The organism is Paenibacillus sp. F411 (assembly GCF_017582705.1).
Classification (GTDB): Bacteria; Bacillota; Bacilli; order Paenibacillales; family Paenibacillaceae; genus Paenibacillus_AQ; species Paenibacillus_AQ algicola.
The window spans coordinates 46,416-62,224 of record NZ_JAGFIP010000016.1 but is presented as its reverse complement, the minus strand read 5'-3'; the positions used below and the strand labels follow the sequence as shown (position 1 = coordinate 62,224).

The window sequence follows — 15,809 nt, the reverse complement described above, 5'->3', positions numbered from 1 at the left end:
TATATCTATATGATTTTTATGTCAATTGCCTATTTATATTTAAATAGCGGGAAATTGTAAACGCAACCATTGCTTCTAGCCCTAACAGGTAAAAATAGTACTACTTTTGTTCTTTCTACTGCATGGAGGGGGAAGGGGAATGAGACTACAATGGCTGTAATAACATTACTTTTTTCTACAGGAGGGCTACCCTTGAAACATGACATTCGTAAAGTAAAACCTCTTCAAATGACAGATGCCCGCTGGACGTCCGGATTCTGGGCGGACCGCTTTGGACTTGCGCACCACGAAATGATCGACTCGATGGAGGAGGCGCTCCAGGTCAAGGAGAACGGTGCCTATATGCCTAACTTCGAGGTGGCTGCCGGCCTGAAATCCGACAGACATTATGGTGAGGACTGGTCTGACGGTGACTGCTACAAGTTCCTGGAAGCGTGTGCACATGTTTATGCGCTGACGAAAGACCCTAAACTGGATGAGAAGATGGACAAGTATATCGGCTTTATCGCCAAGGCTCAGGACGAGGACGGTTATATCAGCACCAACGTCCAGCTTAGCCATAAGCAGCGCTGGGGACAGCGGATTTTTCACGAGGATTATAACTTTGGTCATCTCCTGACTGCTGCATGCGTACACCACACAGCGACCGGCAAGGACAATTTTCTGAACGTTGCGATCAAAGCGGCGGACTATTTGAATCATACCTTCAATCCTTGTCCGAAGCATCTGATCCACTACGGCTGGAACCCGTCCAACATTATGGGCCTGGTGGATTTGTACCGCATTACAGGCAATGAGCAGCACCTGAAGCTGGCTGATATTTTCATGACTATGAGAGGCGCAGGCTACGGCGGCGAGGATCAGAACCAGGACCGCACTCCGCTTCGTGAAGAGTCTGAGGCCACTGGCCATGCGGTAACTGCGGTGTATCTGTATGCCGGGGCAGCGGATGTGTATGCTCATACCCAAGAGGAAGCAATCATGAACGCGCTGGAGAAGATCTGGGACAACATGTACCTCAAAAAAATGTACATCACCGGCGGCATCGGCTCCATCTACAACGGCCTTTCTCCGAACGGGGACAAAATCTGGGAAGCCTTTGGCACGGACTATCATCTTCCGAACCGTTCCGCATATACCGAAACGTGCGCGAACATCGGGAATGCCATGTGGTCTATGCGGATGTTTGACCTGACTCAGAATCCTAAATATATGGATGTCTTTGAAAGAGTCGTATATAACAACCTGCTGGGCTCCATGTCCATTGACGGCCATCATTTCTGCTACACCAACCCGCTGGAAACGCGCGGCGGCAAGCTGTTTAACCACTCCTCGCTGCAGACCCAGCATTTCCGGACGCAGCGCTGGTTCACCCATACCTGCTACTGCTGCCCGCCGCAGGTGCTGCGTACAGTAGCCAAGCTGAATCAATGGGCTTACGGACAATCCAGTGAAGGCTTGTACGTTCATCTCTACAGCGGCAATGAGCTGAAGACGGTTCTGGAATCCGGAGAAACATTGGAGCTGGACGTGCAGACTGCCTTCCCGGCCGAGGAAACCGTCTCGTTGACCGTGAAGAGCAGCCTGAGTCAGGAAACCTCCATCTTCCTGCGCATTCCAGCCTGGGCGGAAAAAGCTTCTGTGAAGGTTAACGGCAAGTCGCTGGAAGGCGTTGCGGCCGGAAGCTATTTCGAGATCCGTCAGGCCTGGAAGTCAGGCGACGTTATTGAGCTTGTCCTGCCTATGCAGATCCGCATGATCGCAGCGAATCCGATGGTTGAGGAAGCGCGCGGACAAGTCGCTTTCACATACGGTCCTTTCGTCTACTGCCTGGAGAGCATTGATCTTCCGGAAGGCACTGGCATCGATCAAATCCGGATTCCGCATCAGATCCAGCTGAGCGCCCAGTACGACGGGGAATTGCTGGGCGGTGTAGCCCGTCTGCAGGGAACGGCTGTGAAGCTTCCCGCTGCGGATCATAGCGATGCACTGTACAAGCCGTTCTCGCCTGTACAGACCGAAGACATCCAGATCAGCCTCGTCCCTTACTACGCCTGGAACAATCGCGGGCATAGCGATATGTCGGTCTGGCTGCCACTGATTTAGCAATCGAGTAGGAGGCTGTCTATGAATTGAGCAGCCAACCTCTCACACCACCGTACTTACCGTCCGGTATACGGCGGTTCAACCGTATAAGTGCAAATGACGTAGACGCTCATACTGCGCAGGGAAAGCATAGTACCCTGCCTGTATGAGCTTTTCGTTCGTTATGATTTCAAGTTCTTTACGATATGTAACTTTTTTTCTCCATTTTTTAAAAATCGGGCTTGAGTAGCGTATTCCTTCGCTGTAAACTGTATATACTATGGTATATACAGTTTGGAGGATCACTGATGTTTAATGACGTCGAAGATCTTTTCATTTGGGACGATCACAATATCGAGCATATTGCGCGGCATGACGTTCTTCCTGATGAAGCCGAAGAAGCGTTTTGGGATGAAGATCGAATTCCATTTCATGCTCATAGCGGCCACAAGGGCCTGATTGGCGCAACGGATGAGGGGCGGCGTTTAGTTGTCATTTTTGTTAGAAAGGAAGGCAATCGCATTCGGGTTATTACCGCTCGAAATGCCGAGGCTGATGAGAAAAGACTCTATAACAAAAGGAGGTCATCACGATGAAACGCATAATATCTAAAGAGGAGATCCCGACGAATATGACCGACGAAGAGGCTGCCGATTTTTGGGCGACGCACACGATGAGCAGCGAACTTCTTGAATCCTCTATGGCCGAGGATGATCTGCCGCACCGTCACGGCCGTACCAAAACGATCTCTATCCGTCTTGAACACGATTTGCTTCAGCGCATCCAGGAAGTCGCGGCGCAGAAGCATATGGGGTATCAGACGCTTATGAAGCAGTTCCTAATCGAACGCGTCTATGAGGAAGAGAAATTGGTTCGTTAACCTGTAAGGATACGTGGCCGCGAAGCGCGTCGAGGTTTAGGGAAACGTGCTTTTCGTTTTCCCCCATGCTTCGTGCTTCGCCTCGGCCGGTACGCTCGTCTACTAAGCTTTGGTCGCTGCGGTACGTAGCCATCCGAGCAATATTGGACTTCGCTTTGATTGGCAAGCTCGTCCATCTCACCATTCCTAAAATGTGATTACTGTTCGCTCAGCACGACTGACACCCTTCATTTCAAGAAATGTAAAAAGGCAGCGAGCCGGTTCTCCCGGCCGCTGCCTTTTTTGCATCTAACCTAGTAATCCTTGATCTGTGCATCAGTCAGAGGCTGATTGTTCTTGTTTCTGGCATCCTCCCGATACAGCACGCCGCCGTTTGTAGCCAGGGAATGACTGAAGCCGACCGACTGGATGTTAGCATTGCTGTAGTCCAGCGTGTAGGTTCCGCGCTCGACACTGAAGGTTGTATCACTGCGGTACTCATGGGACAGCATCAGCACGGGAACGACCGGCGAGGTGATCCGCTTCGTGCCGCAGATAGACACAGCATAGTCGCTGTAATCTCCGTTGCCCTCACGCTTGTTGTAGTCGATATAGAACAGGTCTGAAATTGCGAACCACGCCAGCTTGTTCGGGCTTTGCTTCGTCAGCTTGATATTGCCCTTCAGCTTCACATTCTCGAAGCGGCCGCGGTCGCGGTGAACATCATAGGTTTGTCCGTTATAGGTTACGGTCACCTTATCATCCGCATGGAACTCGGACACATCGGAATGAATCGCAAAGGCACTGTCTGTAGCCGTAATATTCGTTAGCGTAATGTCCCGGTTTACCTTCGCATGCGCTTTCAGATACACCGCCGCAAAGCCGTTCTTGTTGTGGACATTGACCAGCTCAACATTGCGGATTGCGCCCAGGTTCGGTCCGGACATGCTGGTATTGTCTGTGTCCTTGCCGCTGCCTGGCTCCAGGCGGACGGTAACGCCGTTCTCTCCGTCGATGTTGCGGAGCAGAACATTATCGCCTGCAAACAGCTGCACCGTAGCATAGCCGCCATGAATCTTAGTCGCACTGACATCCTGTACCACGCCTTGCGTCGGAACCAGGCCAAAGATCGGGTTATAGACCTGCTCCCCGTTCACCAGCAGCCTGCCGGGACTGCCATCCTGATAAGGTACAAGCACGACGAACGGCTGGCCTTCATAATTCCCGTTAATATGAATGCCCGAGACCGCGAAGTTCTTGACGTTCGTGAGGCGCACGGGACGCTTGTCCCCGCCTTTATTGCCCTTGGTATTGATTGTGAAGCGGCCCGGGCCGATGGAGGACAGCTCAATATTCTGAATACGGGGCGCATCCACCGTTGCCGGGCGAATATCAAACAAAATATTGCTCGACATATTAAAGACGGCTCCCTGGTTCACTTCAATTCTCGTGTTGGATGTATTAATTTTCATTGTACCCAGATTGTACGTTCCTGCAGCGAACTGGATAATGCCGCCGCCATCCAGCTTGGCTTGAATCGAGCTGAGACTCTCTCCAGGCGATACCAGCTTTTTATTTCCCGCCGTTACTTTATTCTCGAAGTACACCTTGCCGCCGTAAGACGTGGTGCCGATGCCCTGGAAGGTCGCGGGATCTCCCGCCGCTGCCGATGCCGGGGCGGGAGTCATTCCCGCGGTTAGCACCAGTACCACAGCCAGACAAGCTTTACTTAACCATGAACGCTTTTTCATTATAGTCCTCCTCTATCATCCTAAAAGTGATCCTGCAGCCTGCGGCCTTTCTCGTTCTTGTGTCATCCTCTCCCTTCCCGATTACATCGCGCTATACTTCTTACCGCATTTATATAGCGCTTACATTTGAAACAGCAAAGGGAGCTGTCTCTAGTAAGAATATACATCCAAGTTTATATATAGTCAATACTTTTATATTTGGTTATCAAGAAATGGGCTTCTCCACGACAAAAAAAAAGCCCGGCTTCACCTGCTAGAGCAGGGAACCGGGCTTGCCTTCAATTACTTCTTCAAGTTGTAGAACGACTTCAGGCCGTTGTACTGAGCGAGCTCACCCAGCATGTCCTCAATGCGGAGCAGCTGGTTGTACTTCGCTACGCGGTCGGTACGGGATGGAGCACCGGTCTTGATCTGACCCGCATTGGTTGCCACTGCGATGTCTGCAATCGTGCTGTCCTCGGACTCGCCGGAACGGTGGGAGATTACAGCTGTGTAGCCTGCGCGCTTCGCCATTTCGATAGCGTCAAAGGTTTCCGTCAGCGTACCGATTTGGTTCACTTTGATCAGGATGGAGTTACCGATACCTTCTTGAATGCCTCTGCCCAGACGCTCGGTGTTCGTTACGAACAGATCGTCACCCACCAGCTGGATTTTGTCACCCAGCTTCTCGGTCAGCAGCTTCCAGCCTTCCCAATCGTCCTCGGAGCAGCCGTCCTCGATCGTAACGATCGGGTATTTGTCTACCCACGAAGCCAGAAGGTCTACGAACTCTGCAGGCGTGTAGGACTTGCCTTCGCCTTCCAGCTCGTATTTGCCGTCTTTGAAAAATTCTGTGGAAGCTACGTCCATACCGAGCAATACGTCTTCGCCTGGCTTGTAGCCGGCTTTCTCGATCGCTTCGATAATGGAAGACAGTGCGTCCTCATTGGACGTGAAGTTCGGTGCGAAGCCGCCCTCGTCGCCAACAGCCGTGTTGAGGCCTTTACTTTTCAGTACGGACTTCAGGTTGTGGAAGATTTCAGCGCCCATACGCAGCGCTTCCTTGAAGGATTCAGCGCCGACAGGCAGAACCATGAACTCTTGAACGTCTACGTTGTTGTCCGCATGAGCACCGCCGTTAACGATGTTCATCATCGGAACCGGAAGCTGCTTCGCGTTGAAGCCGCCCAGGTAAGTATACAATGGAAGATCCAGCGCATCTGCTGCAGCGCGGGCTACAGCCATGGATACTGCCAGAATCGCGTTCGCGCCCAGCTTGCCTTTGTTCGGCGTGCCGTCGAGCTCGATCATCAGCTTGTCGATGCCAACCTGATCCAGCGCGTCCATGCCGATCACTTCTGGAGCGATCACTTCGTTCACGTTCTTCACAGCTTGCAGAACACCTTTACCCAGGTAGCGGCTGTTGTCGCCGTCACGAAGCTCAACCGCCTCGTGCACCCCGGTGGAAGCACCGGATGGTACGATAGCGCGGCCAATGGCGCCAGATTCCAGATAAATTTCAACCTCTACAGTCGGGTTGCCGCGGGAGTCCAGGACTTCGCGTGCATATACGTCAGAAATAATGGTCATGAGTAGAGTCTCCTTTATATTATATTTTCATCTTGATGTTAGTGTAAGCTTACCACAGCCCGGGGGCCTGTTTCATCCACGTGCCGCGATCATGGAGGTGCCTGTCATTTCCTGCGGCTTCTCCAGGTTCATCAGATCGAGAATCGTTGGAGCGATGTCGGCCAGAATGCCGCCTTCCCGAAGCGTGATGCTCTCATCGGTAATGATGAACGGAACCGGATTCGTGGTGTGTGCCGTGAATGGACGTCCGTTCTCGTCAAATACCATATCCGCGTTACCGTGATCCGCTGTAATCAGGACAACGCCGCCCTTGGCAAGAACCGCATCCACGACTTTGCCGACGCACTCATCCGTCGTTTCCACGGCCTTGATTGTAGGCTCCAGCATGCCGGAGTGTCCCACCATATCAGGGTTGGCAAAATTCAGGATGATCGCGTCATGCTTATCCGCCTCAATCTCCTTCACGCAGGCATCGGCGACCTCGTAAGCGCTCATCTCCGGCTGCAGGTCATAGGTAGCGACCTTTGGCGAATTGATCAGCACCCGAGTCTCACCCGGCAGCTCAACATCCCGGCCGCCGCTGAAGAAAAAGGTGACATGCGGATACTTCTCCGTCTCCGCAATCCGCAGCTGCTTCTTGTTGTTCTGCACGAGCACTTCTCCAAGCGTGTTGTCGAGGTTCTTCGGCTTGTAGGCAACAAAGCCCTCTACCGTTTCACTGAACAGGGTCAGGCAGACGAAATGCAGCCCTTCCGGGGACTTCGGTCCGCGGTCAAAGCCGGGGAAGTCCTTGTTCGTAAACACCTGAGACAGCTGAATCGCCCGGTCTGGACGGAAGTTCAGGAAGATGACCGAATCCCCGCTGTCCACCGTAGCTACCGGCTGGCCCTGGCTGTCCACCATAACCGTCGGCTCAAGGAACTCGTCATAGATCGATTTCTCATACGAGTCATGAATGGCTTGCAGAGGATCCACATATTTCGGGCCCTCCCCATATACCATAGCACGATAGGTCTTCTCGACCCGATCCCAGCGCTTGTCACGGTCCATGGCAAAATAACGCCCCGATACCGTAGCAATTTTGCCCACGCCGACCTCTTCAATCTTGGCAAGCAGATCGTGAATGAACTGCTTCCCGCTGTCCGGTGCCACATCGCGGCCATCCATAAAGGCATGGATATAAACCTCGTCCAGCCCTTCCTTCTTGGCCAGGTCGAGCATCGCGAACAGATGTGCAATATGGCTGTGTACGCCGCCGTCCGATACGAGGCCGTACAGATGAAGCTTCCGATTGTTCTGCTTGGCCGCGCGAATAGCTCCTACCAGCGTCTCATTCTCGAAAAATTCACCGTCCCGGATCGACTTCGTAATCCGGGTCAGATCCTGATATACGATTCGGCCGGCACCGATATTCAGATGACCTACCTCGGAGTTGCCCATCTGGCCTTCCGGCAAGCCTACGGCTTCGCCGCAGGCCGTGAGCGTCGTGTTAGGATACTGCTTCAGGTAACGGTCATAATTCGGCTTATTCGCCTGGGCGACGGCATTCCCTGTAGTCGTGTTGCGCAGGCCGAAGCCGTCCATAATGATTAATGCGACGGGTCTTGATGCAGACATCTTACTTCGCCCCCTCAACGAGCTGGATGTACGAAGCAGGCTGCAGGCTCGCCCCTCCGACCAACGCACCGTCGATGTCGCTTTGTCCCATATACTCTGCCACGTTCTCCGGCTTCACGCTGCCGCCGTACTGAATGCGTACCTGGGAAGCAACGCTCTCCCCGTACATGCCCTGTACCAGCTCACGGATATAGGAGATAACTTCATTGGCGTCCTGGGAAGTGGAGGATTTGCCGGTGCCGATGGCCCATACCGGTTCGTATGCAATAATAGCCTGCACTGCTTGTTCTGCAGTCACATCTGCAAATGCAGCTTCCGTCTGAACCTTGCACACATCCTTCGTCTTTCCAGCTTCACGCTCTTCCAGGCTTTCGCCGACACAAACGATAGGCAGCAGTCCGTGCCGGAATGCCGCATGCATTTTCTTGTTGACGCTCTCGTCGGTTTCGTTGAAATACTGGCGGCGCTCGGAATGGCCGATGATGACATAATCCACGCCCAGGTCCTTCAGCATCCCTCCGCTGATTTCGCCTGTGAATGCCCCTTGATCTTCAAAATGCAGGTTCTGCGCACCGATCTTGATGCCCGTGCCTTCCGCTGCTTTTACCAGTGCAGGAAGAGTAGTGAAGGGCGCACAAATCACGCTTTCTACACCTTCTACAGCGCTGTTCTTGATTTCTTGCACGAATGCTTCTGCTTCCGGAATCGTCTTGAACATCTTCCAGTTGCCGGCAATAATAGGTGTTCTCACACAGTTCAACTCCTTTGATTCGCTGGAGCATCCGGACCTTCATCTGTGCGCCCGCATGCCCCTGCTGTCAAAATAACTCTATCTCAAGATACTACTTATCGTTCAGGGCTACAACACCAGGAAGCGCCTTGCCTTCCATAAACTCTAAGGAAGCGCCGCCGCCTGTAGAGATATGATCCATCCGGTCTGCCAGCTGGAATTTCTCAGCCGCAGCTGCGGAATCGCCACCGCCGATCACCGTGTACGCTTCCGTCTCCGCACAAGCCTGTGCGACCTGACGTGTACCATTGGAGAACGGCTCGATTTCGAACACGCCCATAGGTCCGTTCCATACGACCAGCTTGGAGTTCTTGATCACATCGGCATACAGCTCACGCGTCTTCGGTCCGATGTCCACGCCTTCCCAGCCGGCAGGAATGCCATCGATGCCTACGATCTGGGTATTCGCACTTGCGCTGAAGTCATCAGCCACGACAATGTCCACCGGAAGGTAGAAGTTCTTGCCCAGCTCCTTCGCCTTCTCCAGGAAGCCGAGTGCGGTATCCAGCTTGGAATCATCGCACAGGGACAGGCCGATTTCATGGCCTTGTGCCTTCAGGAAGGTGTAGGTCAAGCCGCCGCCGATGATGATGTTGTCAGCCAGGGTAAGCAGATGGTTGATGACGTCGATTTTGTCTTTTACTTTGGAGCCGCCAACGATCGCTGTAAAAGGACGATCAGGGTTAGACAGCGCCTTGCCGAGTACGGACAATTCTTTCTCCATCAGAAGGCCGGATACGGCCGGAAGATGATGCGCAATGCCTTCTGTAGAAGCATGGGCACGGTGAGCTGCACCGAACGCATCATTGACGAACAGGTCTGCCAGCTCTGCGAATTGCTTCGCAAGCTCAGGGTCATTCTTCTCTTCGCCCGGGTAGAAGCGAACGTTCTCCAGCACGAGCACCTCTCCAGCCTGCATGCTCTGGATCTTGGATTTCACCGCTTCACCAACAGCCTCATCGGCTTTGGCTACCGGCTGGCCCAGCAGCTCGGACAGGCGCTCGCTTGCTGGTGTCAAGCGGAGTTCTTCTACAACCTCGCCCTTCGGACGGCCCATATGGCTCGCCAGAATGACCTTCGCACCCTGCTCTACCAGGTACTTAATGGTCGGCAGCGTTTCACGGATCCGGGTGTCGTCGGTAATTTTGCCGTTTTCGAGCGGCACATTAAAATCAACACGGACAAATACCGCTTTGCCTTTTACTTCTACATCACGCACACTTTTCTTGTTCATCTCCACGTTCCTCCTAAGAAAACTATTCTCCTCACCAACAGCAGGCGGCTCTCTTTTTCTCTATAAAAAACGTTTCATTACAAACCAAAGAGGAGCACCTCAGGGAACCCCTCTTCGATTTATAGCACAATCTAATAATTACAGACCTTTGCTTGCGATGTAAGCAGCCAGGTCAACGACACGGTTGGAGTAGCCCCACTCGTTGTCATACCAGGAAACGACTTTAACCATGTTGTCACCAACAACCATAGTGGACAGGGAGTCGATGGTGGAGGAAGCTGGGTCGCTGTTGTAGTCGCTGGATACGAGCGGCTCTTCAGAGAAGTTCATGATGCCTTTCAGCGGGCCTTCAGCAGCAGCCTTCAGCGCACCGTTAACTTCTTCCATCGTTACGTTCTTGGACAGCTCAACAACGAGGTCTGTCACGGAAACGTTCTTCGTAGGTACACGCATAGCCATACCGTTCAGCTTGCCTTTCAGCTGTGGCAGAACCAGGCTGACGGCTTTAGCTGCGCCCGTTGTGGAAGGAATGATGTTCTCGGCAGCAGCACGGGCACGACGCAGGTCTTTATGCGGCAGATCCAGTACTTGCTGGTCATTGGTATAAGCGTGAACCGTTGTCATCATGCCTTTTACGATACCGAACTGCTCGTCAAGCACTTTCGCGAAAGGAGCAAGACAGTTCGTTGTGCAGGATGCGTTGGAGATTACATTGTGGTTCGCTGCATCATACTTGTCTTCGTTTACGCCCATAACGATCGTGATGTCTTCGTTCGTTGCCGGAGCGGAGATGATAACCTTCTTCGCGCCGCCCTTCAGGTGAGCTTCTGCTTTCTCCTTCGCAGTGAAGATCCCTGTGGATTCTACTACGATTTCAACGCCATGCTCGCCCCAAGGCAATGCTTCAGGGTTACGCTCTGCAAATACCTTTACTTCGCGGCCGTTTACGATCAGCACGCCTTCTTTAGCTTCAACTGTCGCGTTCAGTCTGCCGTGCGTCGTGTCGTATTTCAACAGGTGTGCAAGCGTGCTTACGTCTGTCAAGTCGTTGATTGCTACGATTTCTACATCGTTGTTGTTCAGCGCTGCGCGGAACACGTTACGTCCGATACGTCCAAATCCGTTAATACCTACTTTAACCATGAGTAATTCCCTCCATATAGTGAAAGTTTTATTTATTCAAGACAGACCGTAAAGCCCGTCGAGACAACACATTCATAAAAAACACATTCTGTGAATTCCAAACATCTACGGCTCGCGCCTGCATGCAATTCTTGCACAGAGCTCCATGGCCGCCGCTTCATCGAGAACCAGAATGTCCTCTTGTCCGAACTTCAGCACGGAGTGAATGGCCTGTGCCTTGCTCACCCCGCCTGCGATTCCGATAATAATCTCCGTCCGGACAATGTCCTCCAGCCTGAGGCCCAGCGTCAGCATGCGGTGCACAACGGTGCCTTCTTCACTAAAATAGTAGCCAAAGGATTCCGCGACCGCTCCCTCCTTGCGGAGGTCCTCCATCGCCTCGGGCCCCAGCCGGCGCCGGCGCGCCATCTCCATGGCATCCCCGATGCCGTGAATAATGATTCGGGAGCTGCGAATGGAATCTACAATTTCCTGGATATTGGGATCCTGGACCAGGGACTGATACGCATCATCGCTCAGTAAATCCGGTACATGCAGCAGGCGGTATTCAGCTCCCACCTTCTTGGCCATCTTGGAAGCAATCGTATTCGCCTGAATCTCCACGCTCTCGCCGAGACCGCCCCGCGCTGGCACGAACCATGCGCCCTTCAGGGGCCCGCCAGCCGGCGAGCCCATCTGCTCTGCCACCTCAGCCAGCGTGGAGCCGCCGGTCACCGCGATCGTATCTCCGATGCGGGCCTCCTGCAGCAGCGCTCTCGCGCCGGCGCGGCCAAGCTCGCGCTTGACATCCGGCGAGGACTCGCTGTCTCCTGGCACGACGACGACCTTGCGAAGCCCGTAAGCCTCGCGAATCTGCTCTTCAAGATCGTCCAGCCCGAACAGGTCCTTCATTGCCGGCTCCAGCTGGTCCAGCAGCAGCTCACCGCTGCGGCTGATGCGCATGCCAAGGCTCTCGATTTCCAGCAGTCCCTGGGACTTCAGGAAATCGGTCTCTGCTCGCAGCACCCGCTCGGTCATAGCCAGAGACGCTGCAAGGGTTCGGCGGCCGACCATGCCTTGAGAGCGAATCTGCCGCAGCACCGTATATCTTCGCTTCAGAGTGTCCATCAGATCGGGCAGAAGCTGCTCTTGTATTTCTAATAAATGACGCATACCTTCCACTCCCGCAACTTCGTCTTTGGAGTTTGGTCTGGTGGTCAAAAAATGTCCCAGCTAAACTTTTTCAGTCCCACTAACATTCTAACGAATATCCGTGGCGGTTGCAAGTGTACCGAAAGTATATTTCTCCGCCCTTCTCCTTCTTATTCATGTCCATGAGAGATAAAATATAACGCCCGCTTGTATTTTAAAATGTCATCTGCTATAATCAATTCTGTTGCTAAATTTTTAACTGAATATGCGCCCGTGGTCCAATGGATATGACGTAGGCCTCCGGAGCCTGAGATCGAGGTTCGATTCCTCGCGGGCGCGCCATTTTTACTTACCATCTTCAGTTTTCCCAATATTGTTTTACCCATAAGCGCCCTGAACGGCTCTTTTTTTTACCCATTAGTTTGACTTTCTTTGACTTTTTGATTTCAATTGTTTATCATATGGGTAATACGGTAACAGTATTTTAATGAGGAATGTACTTTAGAGGAGGTTTCACGAATGAGTTTTATCCCTATGGTCGTAGAACAAAGCAACCGCGGTGAGCGGGCCTATGACATCTATTCCAGACTGCTGAAAGACCGCATTATCTTCCTCGGCTCCGATGTCAATGACGTGGTCGCCAATTCCATCATTGCGCAAATGCTGTTTTTGACAGCGGAAGACCCAGAGAAGGACATTCATCTGTATATTAACAGTCCGGGCGGCTCCATCACGGCCGGTATGGCTATTTTTGATACAATGCAATTTATTAAGCCGGACGTATCCACAATCTGTGTCGGCATGGCTGCCTCGATGGGCGCGTTCCTGCTGAATGCTGGCGCCAAGGGCAAGCGCTTCGCGCTGCCAAACAGTGAAATTATGATCCACCAGCCGCTGGGCGGTGCTCAGGGACAGGCTACGGATATTGAAATTCGCGCCCGCCGCATCCTGAAGATGCGCGATAAGCTGAACCACATTCTTGCCGAGCGCACCGGACAGCCGCTGGAGCGCATCGAGAAGGATACCGACCGTGACTACTTCATGACCGCTTCCGAAGCGAAGGAGTACGGACTGGTGGATCAGGTGCTGGAAAGCACACCGCCGCAAGGCATCTAACATCCAATCAACTTTTTCTCACAGCAAGAACAGGGGCTGTCTCTTGAGATCCGTAATCTCAAGGGACCGCCCCTTTCTCATGTGCCTAGATGCTCCTGCCAGAAACAGGCCTACTTCTTCCAAACGCTGAAGGGCAGCTTCATCTCCGGGAAGCCGTAGGCGTACGCCGTATATTCATACAGCTGGAAGTAGAGCACCGCCGCATCCCCTTGAATATAGAACGATGCATCGGCCGGCACACCCTGGAACCCGCCGAGGTAACCGCCTCCTTCCTCCAGCGTTTCCAGCACATACGTATCCAGCTTTTGTTTACGGTCACCCTGCAGGTTGATTACATCAGCAAGCTGCAGCTTCTTTCCATCTGGAAGTGAGAATGTCCAGCTGGTGCGATAGGTCATTCCGTGCGCCCCGCCAGCATAGGTATACTCATGTGCAGTCAGGCTCAGAATACCGTCACGATTATGGTGCACGATAAAATCTCCGGTATACTCATACGGTATCCCTTCCCGCGGAGCCGGCATCTCCTTCAATCCCTCGACCGATTCCGAGATAAAATCCTCGGCATGCTGTCTGAAGACGGCATTCATATCCGCCTCCACCTTGGCATTCGCCATCCCGCTCAGAACCGGGTAGCGAACCGAGATGTCTGCCTTTGGCGTCACTTCACGAAGAGTCCGGGTTTCAAGGGTAAGCTTATTTTGCGGCAGGCTGGTCAGGCTCAAGGTTTGTTCTGCAGAGCTCCAAGCTCCCTGCACGCCCATATATTGATGAAGCAGGTTGTATGGCAGGTATAGTCGTCCGTTGACCAGCTTTGCGTCTTTGCTGTTGCTGTAATAGCCGTTCACGAGCAGTCCGATCTCATCTCCCCCGTACACGTAGATCTTGATTTCGTGAAGAGCTCCGCTCAGCGTATAGGAACGCTCTTTGGCATCATAATGCAAGGACAAGCCCAGAACATCCCGCACCTCGGTGATTGGAACATATGAAGAGCCGCGGCTGACTATGCCCTTGCGGGAGAGCTCTTTTCCATCCCAGGTTACGGTAATCTCATTCACGGCCTGCAGGTGGCTCCGGGAGACCGTCGCGGCCTCAGCGCCCTGCGCCCCGCCGTCCATGACACTGCCCAAGGCAACGCCTGCTGCCAGCATCGCTGTGATCCATGTTCTGCGTATGTTCATTTCCATCACCTTTTCCTTATTTTGAAAAATTATGTATATGTCATTACCCGTCTCCCATTATATCTAACGGCACAGGGGTGAAAGGTAACAATGACAGTGACAATTCTGCAATGCAAAACAATGCAAAAAAAAGAACTGCCTCCGCATCGGATTTCTCCGCTTCAGGCAGCTCTTATGCACATTCAAACTCACCGCTGACGGTCTTAACGTCCGCTCTTCAGCTCACTCCAGGCCCGGTCATACACCGGCCGCGCTTCGCCGACATCGCTGAGCCACTCCGTGCGCTCCAGCTCTTCCGCTGTAAGATTAATCATGCGGTCATTGCGATATTCTTCACTGTGGAATTCCATTGCCTTGACGTTCGGGTTGCTGTAGCCGATATATTCGTAGTTCTTTGCGCTGACCTCCGGCTCCATCATGTAGTTCATAAACTTCTCGGCAAGCTCCTTGTTCTCTGCTCCCTTAGGAATGGCATAGTTGTCAGAGAATATGGTCGCCCCCTCTTCCGGCACGACAAAGCCGAGATCCGGCAGCTCTTTCGCAATAAAGGAGGCATCCCCGGACCATACAGTAGCGATCCAGCCTTCCTCCTGAATCATTTTCTGCTTGATGCTGTCGGTATCGAAGGCCAGTACATTCGGCACCAGGCTCTTCAGATCATTCACTGCCTCTTGAATTTCGGCCTCATTCGCAGAACTGTTGGAATAGCCATTCTTCTTCAGCGACATGCCGATGACCTCGCGATTGTCATCCAGCAGCAGCAGCTTGCCGCTGTATTCCGGATTCCACAGGTCGTCCCAGCTGCCAATGTCTTCCTTCACATAGTTCTTGTTATAGGCGATACCGGTAACCCCGGAGGTGTAAATGATTGAATACTTGTTGCCCGGATCAAAATCCGGGTTCTTGAAGGTATCCGACAGGTTCGCAAAATTAGGAATGTTGTCCAGCTCCAGCGGCTCCAGCAGATCCTCGCTGATCATCGTCTTCACCATATAATCGGAAGGCTGAATCAAGTCATAGCCGCCGCCGCCCGCCTGGAGCTTCGCCAGCAGGTCCTCATTGTTGGCGTAGTTGTCATACGTCACCTTGACATCGTACTTCTCCTCGAAATCCGCCAGCACCTCCGGGTCAAAATTATCCGCCCAGCTATAAATATTCAAGGTTTCCTTCTCCGAGCCGCAGCCGGCCAGAGACAAAGCTGCCACTGCAGACAGCATTCCGGCCAGCAGGAGCCGGGTCCATTTGTTTTTCAGATTCAATTCCATCCATCTCCTTTCAAAATAAACCGCCAGCCTCAGCTAAGCTGAATGCAATGCGGACATCCATTTGCTGCGTG

Annotated in this window: 13 protein-coding genes and 1 tRNA gene; 5 read left to right on the top strand and 9 right to left on the bottom strand. The window is 52.8% G+C overall.

The features are described from left to right. The first annotated feature begins 192 nt into the window (after window positions 1-192). The 3 genes from JJQ72_RS15910 to JJQ72_RS15900 all read left to right on the top strand — a co-directional run bounded on the left by JJQ72_RS15910 (window position 193) and on the right by JJQ72_RS15900 (window position 2,965). Entirely contained in the window at window positions 193-2,106 is a 1,914-nt protein-coding gene (locus JJQ72_RS15910; RefSeq protein WP_208204282.1) for a glycoside hydrolase family 127 protein, read from the top strand. 287 nt (window positions 2,107-2,393) lie between these two features. Further along, window positions 2,394-2,681: a BrnT family toxin gene (locus JJQ72_RS15905; protein WP_208204281.1), complete on the top strand. Its 288-nt coding sequence runs from the start codon at window positions 2,394-2,396 to the stop codon at window positions 2,679-2,681. Continuing rightward, window positions 2,678-2,965: a CopG family antitoxin gene (locus tag JJQ72_RS15900; RefSeq protein ID WP_138224059.1), complete on the top strand. Its 288-nt coding sequence runs from the start codon at window positions 2,678-2,680 to the stop codon at window positions 2,963-2,965. The genes JJQ72_RS15905 and JJQ72_RS15900 overlap by 4 nt, the downstream gene beginning before the upstream one ends. A gap of 293 nt (window positions 2,966-3,258) precedes the next feature. On the opposite strand, the gene JJQ72_RS15895 is transcribed toward JJQ72_RS15900, so the two are convergent. From JJQ72_RS15895 to JJQ72_RS15865, 7 genes are all read right to left on the bottom strand, one after another. Further along, a complete protein-coding gene (locus JJQ72_RS15895) occupies window positions 3,259-4,695 on the bottom strand; it encodes a hypothetical protein (RefSeq protein ID WP_208204280.1) in 1,437 nt (478 codons plus the stop codon). A 282-nt stretch (window positions 4,696-4,977) separates the two neighbouring features. Then, window positions 4,978-6,264, bottom strand: coding sequence for a phosphopyruvate hydratase (eno, locus tag JJQ72_RS15890; RefSeq protein WP_138224057.1), 1,287 nt, complete (start codon window positions 6,262-6,264; stop codon window positions 4,978-4,980). A gap of 72 nt (window positions 6,265-6,336) precedes the next feature. Then, window positions 6,337-7,881 carry a 2,3-bisphosphoglycerate-independent phosphoglycerate mutase gene (gene gpmI / locus JJQ72_RS15885; protein ID WP_208204279.1) on the bottom strand — a complete coding sequence of 515 codons (1,545 nt, stop codon included), beginning with the start codon at window positions 7,879-7,881 and terminating at the stop codon, window positions 6,337-6,339. A gap of 1 nt (window position 7,882) precedes the next feature. Further along, window positions 7,883-8,632, bottom strand: coding sequence for a triose-phosphate isomerase (tpiA, locus tag JJQ72_RS15880; RefSeq protein ID WP_138224055.1), 750 nt, complete (start codon window positions 8,630-8,632; stop codon window positions 7,883-7,885). Window positions 8,633-8,723: 91 nt separating this feature from the next. After that, the gene (locus tag JJQ72_RS15875; RefSeq protein WP_138224054.1) at window positions 8,724-9,905 is read right to left on the bottom strand and encodes a phosphoglycerate kinase; all 1,182 of its coding nucleotides are present in this window, start codon (window positions 9,903-9,905) and stop codon (window positions 8,724-8,726) included. 138 nt (window positions 9,906-10,043) lie between these two features. Continuing rightward, window positions 10,044-11,048: a type I glyceraldehyde-3-phosphate dehydrogenase gene (gene gap, locus JJQ72_RS15870; RefSeq protein WP_138224053.1), complete on the bottom strand. Its 1,005-nt coding sequence runs from the start codon at window positions 11,046-11,048 to the stop codon at window positions 10,044-10,046. A gap of 105 nt (window positions 11,049-11,153) precedes the next feature. Then, entirely contained in the window at window positions 11,154-12,200 is a 1,047-nt protein-coding gene (locus JJQ72_RS15865) for a sugar-binding transcriptional regulator (RefSeq protein WP_138224052.1), read from the bottom strand. Window positions 12,201-12,446: 246 nt separating this feature from the next. On the opposite strand from JJQ72_RS15865, the gene JJQ72_RS15860 reads away from it, so the two are divergent. Continuing rightward, window positions 12,447-12,521 (top strand) — tRNA-Arg (locus JJQ72_RS15860). Between the two features lie 177 nt (window positions 12,522-12,698). After that, entirely contained in the window at window positions 12,699-13,295 is a 597-nt protein-coding gene (gene clpP / locus JJQ72_RS15855; RefSeq protein ID WP_138224051.1) for an ATP-dependent Clp endopeptidase proteolytic subunit ClpP, read from the top strand. Window positions 13,296-13,405: 110 nt separating this feature from the next. On the opposite strand, the gene JJQ72_RS15850 is transcribed toward clpP, so the two are convergent. Both JJQ72_RS15850 and JJQ72_RS15845 read right to left on the bottom strand, forming a co-directional pair. Continuing rightward, complete coding sequence (locus tag JJQ72_RS15850) at window positions 13,406-14,473, bottom strand: PdaC/SigV domain-containing protein (protein WP_208204278.1); 1,068 nt, start codon at window positions 14,471-14,473, stop codon at window positions 13,406-13,408. 203 nt (window positions 14,474-14,676) lie between these two features. Next, window positions 14,677-15,690: a polyamine ABC transporter substrate-binding protein gene (locus JJQ72_RS15845; RefSeq protein WP_481856859.1), complete on the bottom strand. Its 1,014-nt coding sequence runs from the start codon at window positions 15,688-15,690 to the stop codon at window positions 14,677-14,679. Between the last annotated feature and the right edge of the window lie 119 nt (window positions 15,691-15,809).

Coding starts and splice junctions, on each gene's coding strand:
- JJQ72_RS15895 (WP_208204280.1), bottom strand. CDS start 4,695: ATGAAAAAGCGTTCATGGTTAAGTAAAGCTTGTCTGGCTGTGGTACTG.
- clpP (WP_138224051.1), top strand. CDS start 12,699: ATGAGTTTTATCCCTATGGTCGTAGAACAAAGCAACCGCGGTGAGCGG.
- eno (WP_138224057.1), bottom strand. CDS start 6,264: ATGACCATTATTTCTGACGTATATGCACGCGAAGTCCTGGACTCCCGC.
- JJQ72_RS15875 (WP_138224054.1), bottom strand. CDS start 9,905: ATGAACAAGAAAAGTGTGCGTGATGTAGAAGTAAAAGGCAAAGCGGTA.
- JJQ72_RS15900 (WP_138224059.1), top strand. CDS start 2,678: ATGAAACGCATAATATCTAAAGAGGAGATCCCGACGAATATGACCGAC.
- JJQ72_RS15865 (WP_138224052.1), bottom strand. CDS start 12,200: ATGCGTCATTTATTAGAAATACAAGAGCAGCTTCTGCCCGATCTGATG.
- JJQ72_RS15905 (WP_208204281.1), top strand. CDS start 2,394: ATGTTTAATGACGTCGAAGATCTTTTCATTTGGGACGATCACAATATC.
- gap (WP_138224053.1), bottom strand. CDS start 11,048: ATGGTTAAAGTAGGTATTAACGGATTTGGACGTATCGGACGTAACGTG.
- JJQ72_RS15845 (WP_481856859.1), bottom strand. CDS start 15,690: ATGCTGTCTGCAGTGGCAGCTTTGTCTCTGGCCGGCTGCGGCTCGGAG.
- JJQ72_RS15850 (WP_208204278.1), bottom strand. CDS start 14,473: ATGAACATACGCAGAACATGGATCACAGCGATGCTGGCAGCAGGCGTT.
- gpmI (WP_208204279.1), bottom strand. CDS start 7,881: ATGTCTGCATCAAGACCCGTCGCATTAATCATTATGGACGGCTTCGGC.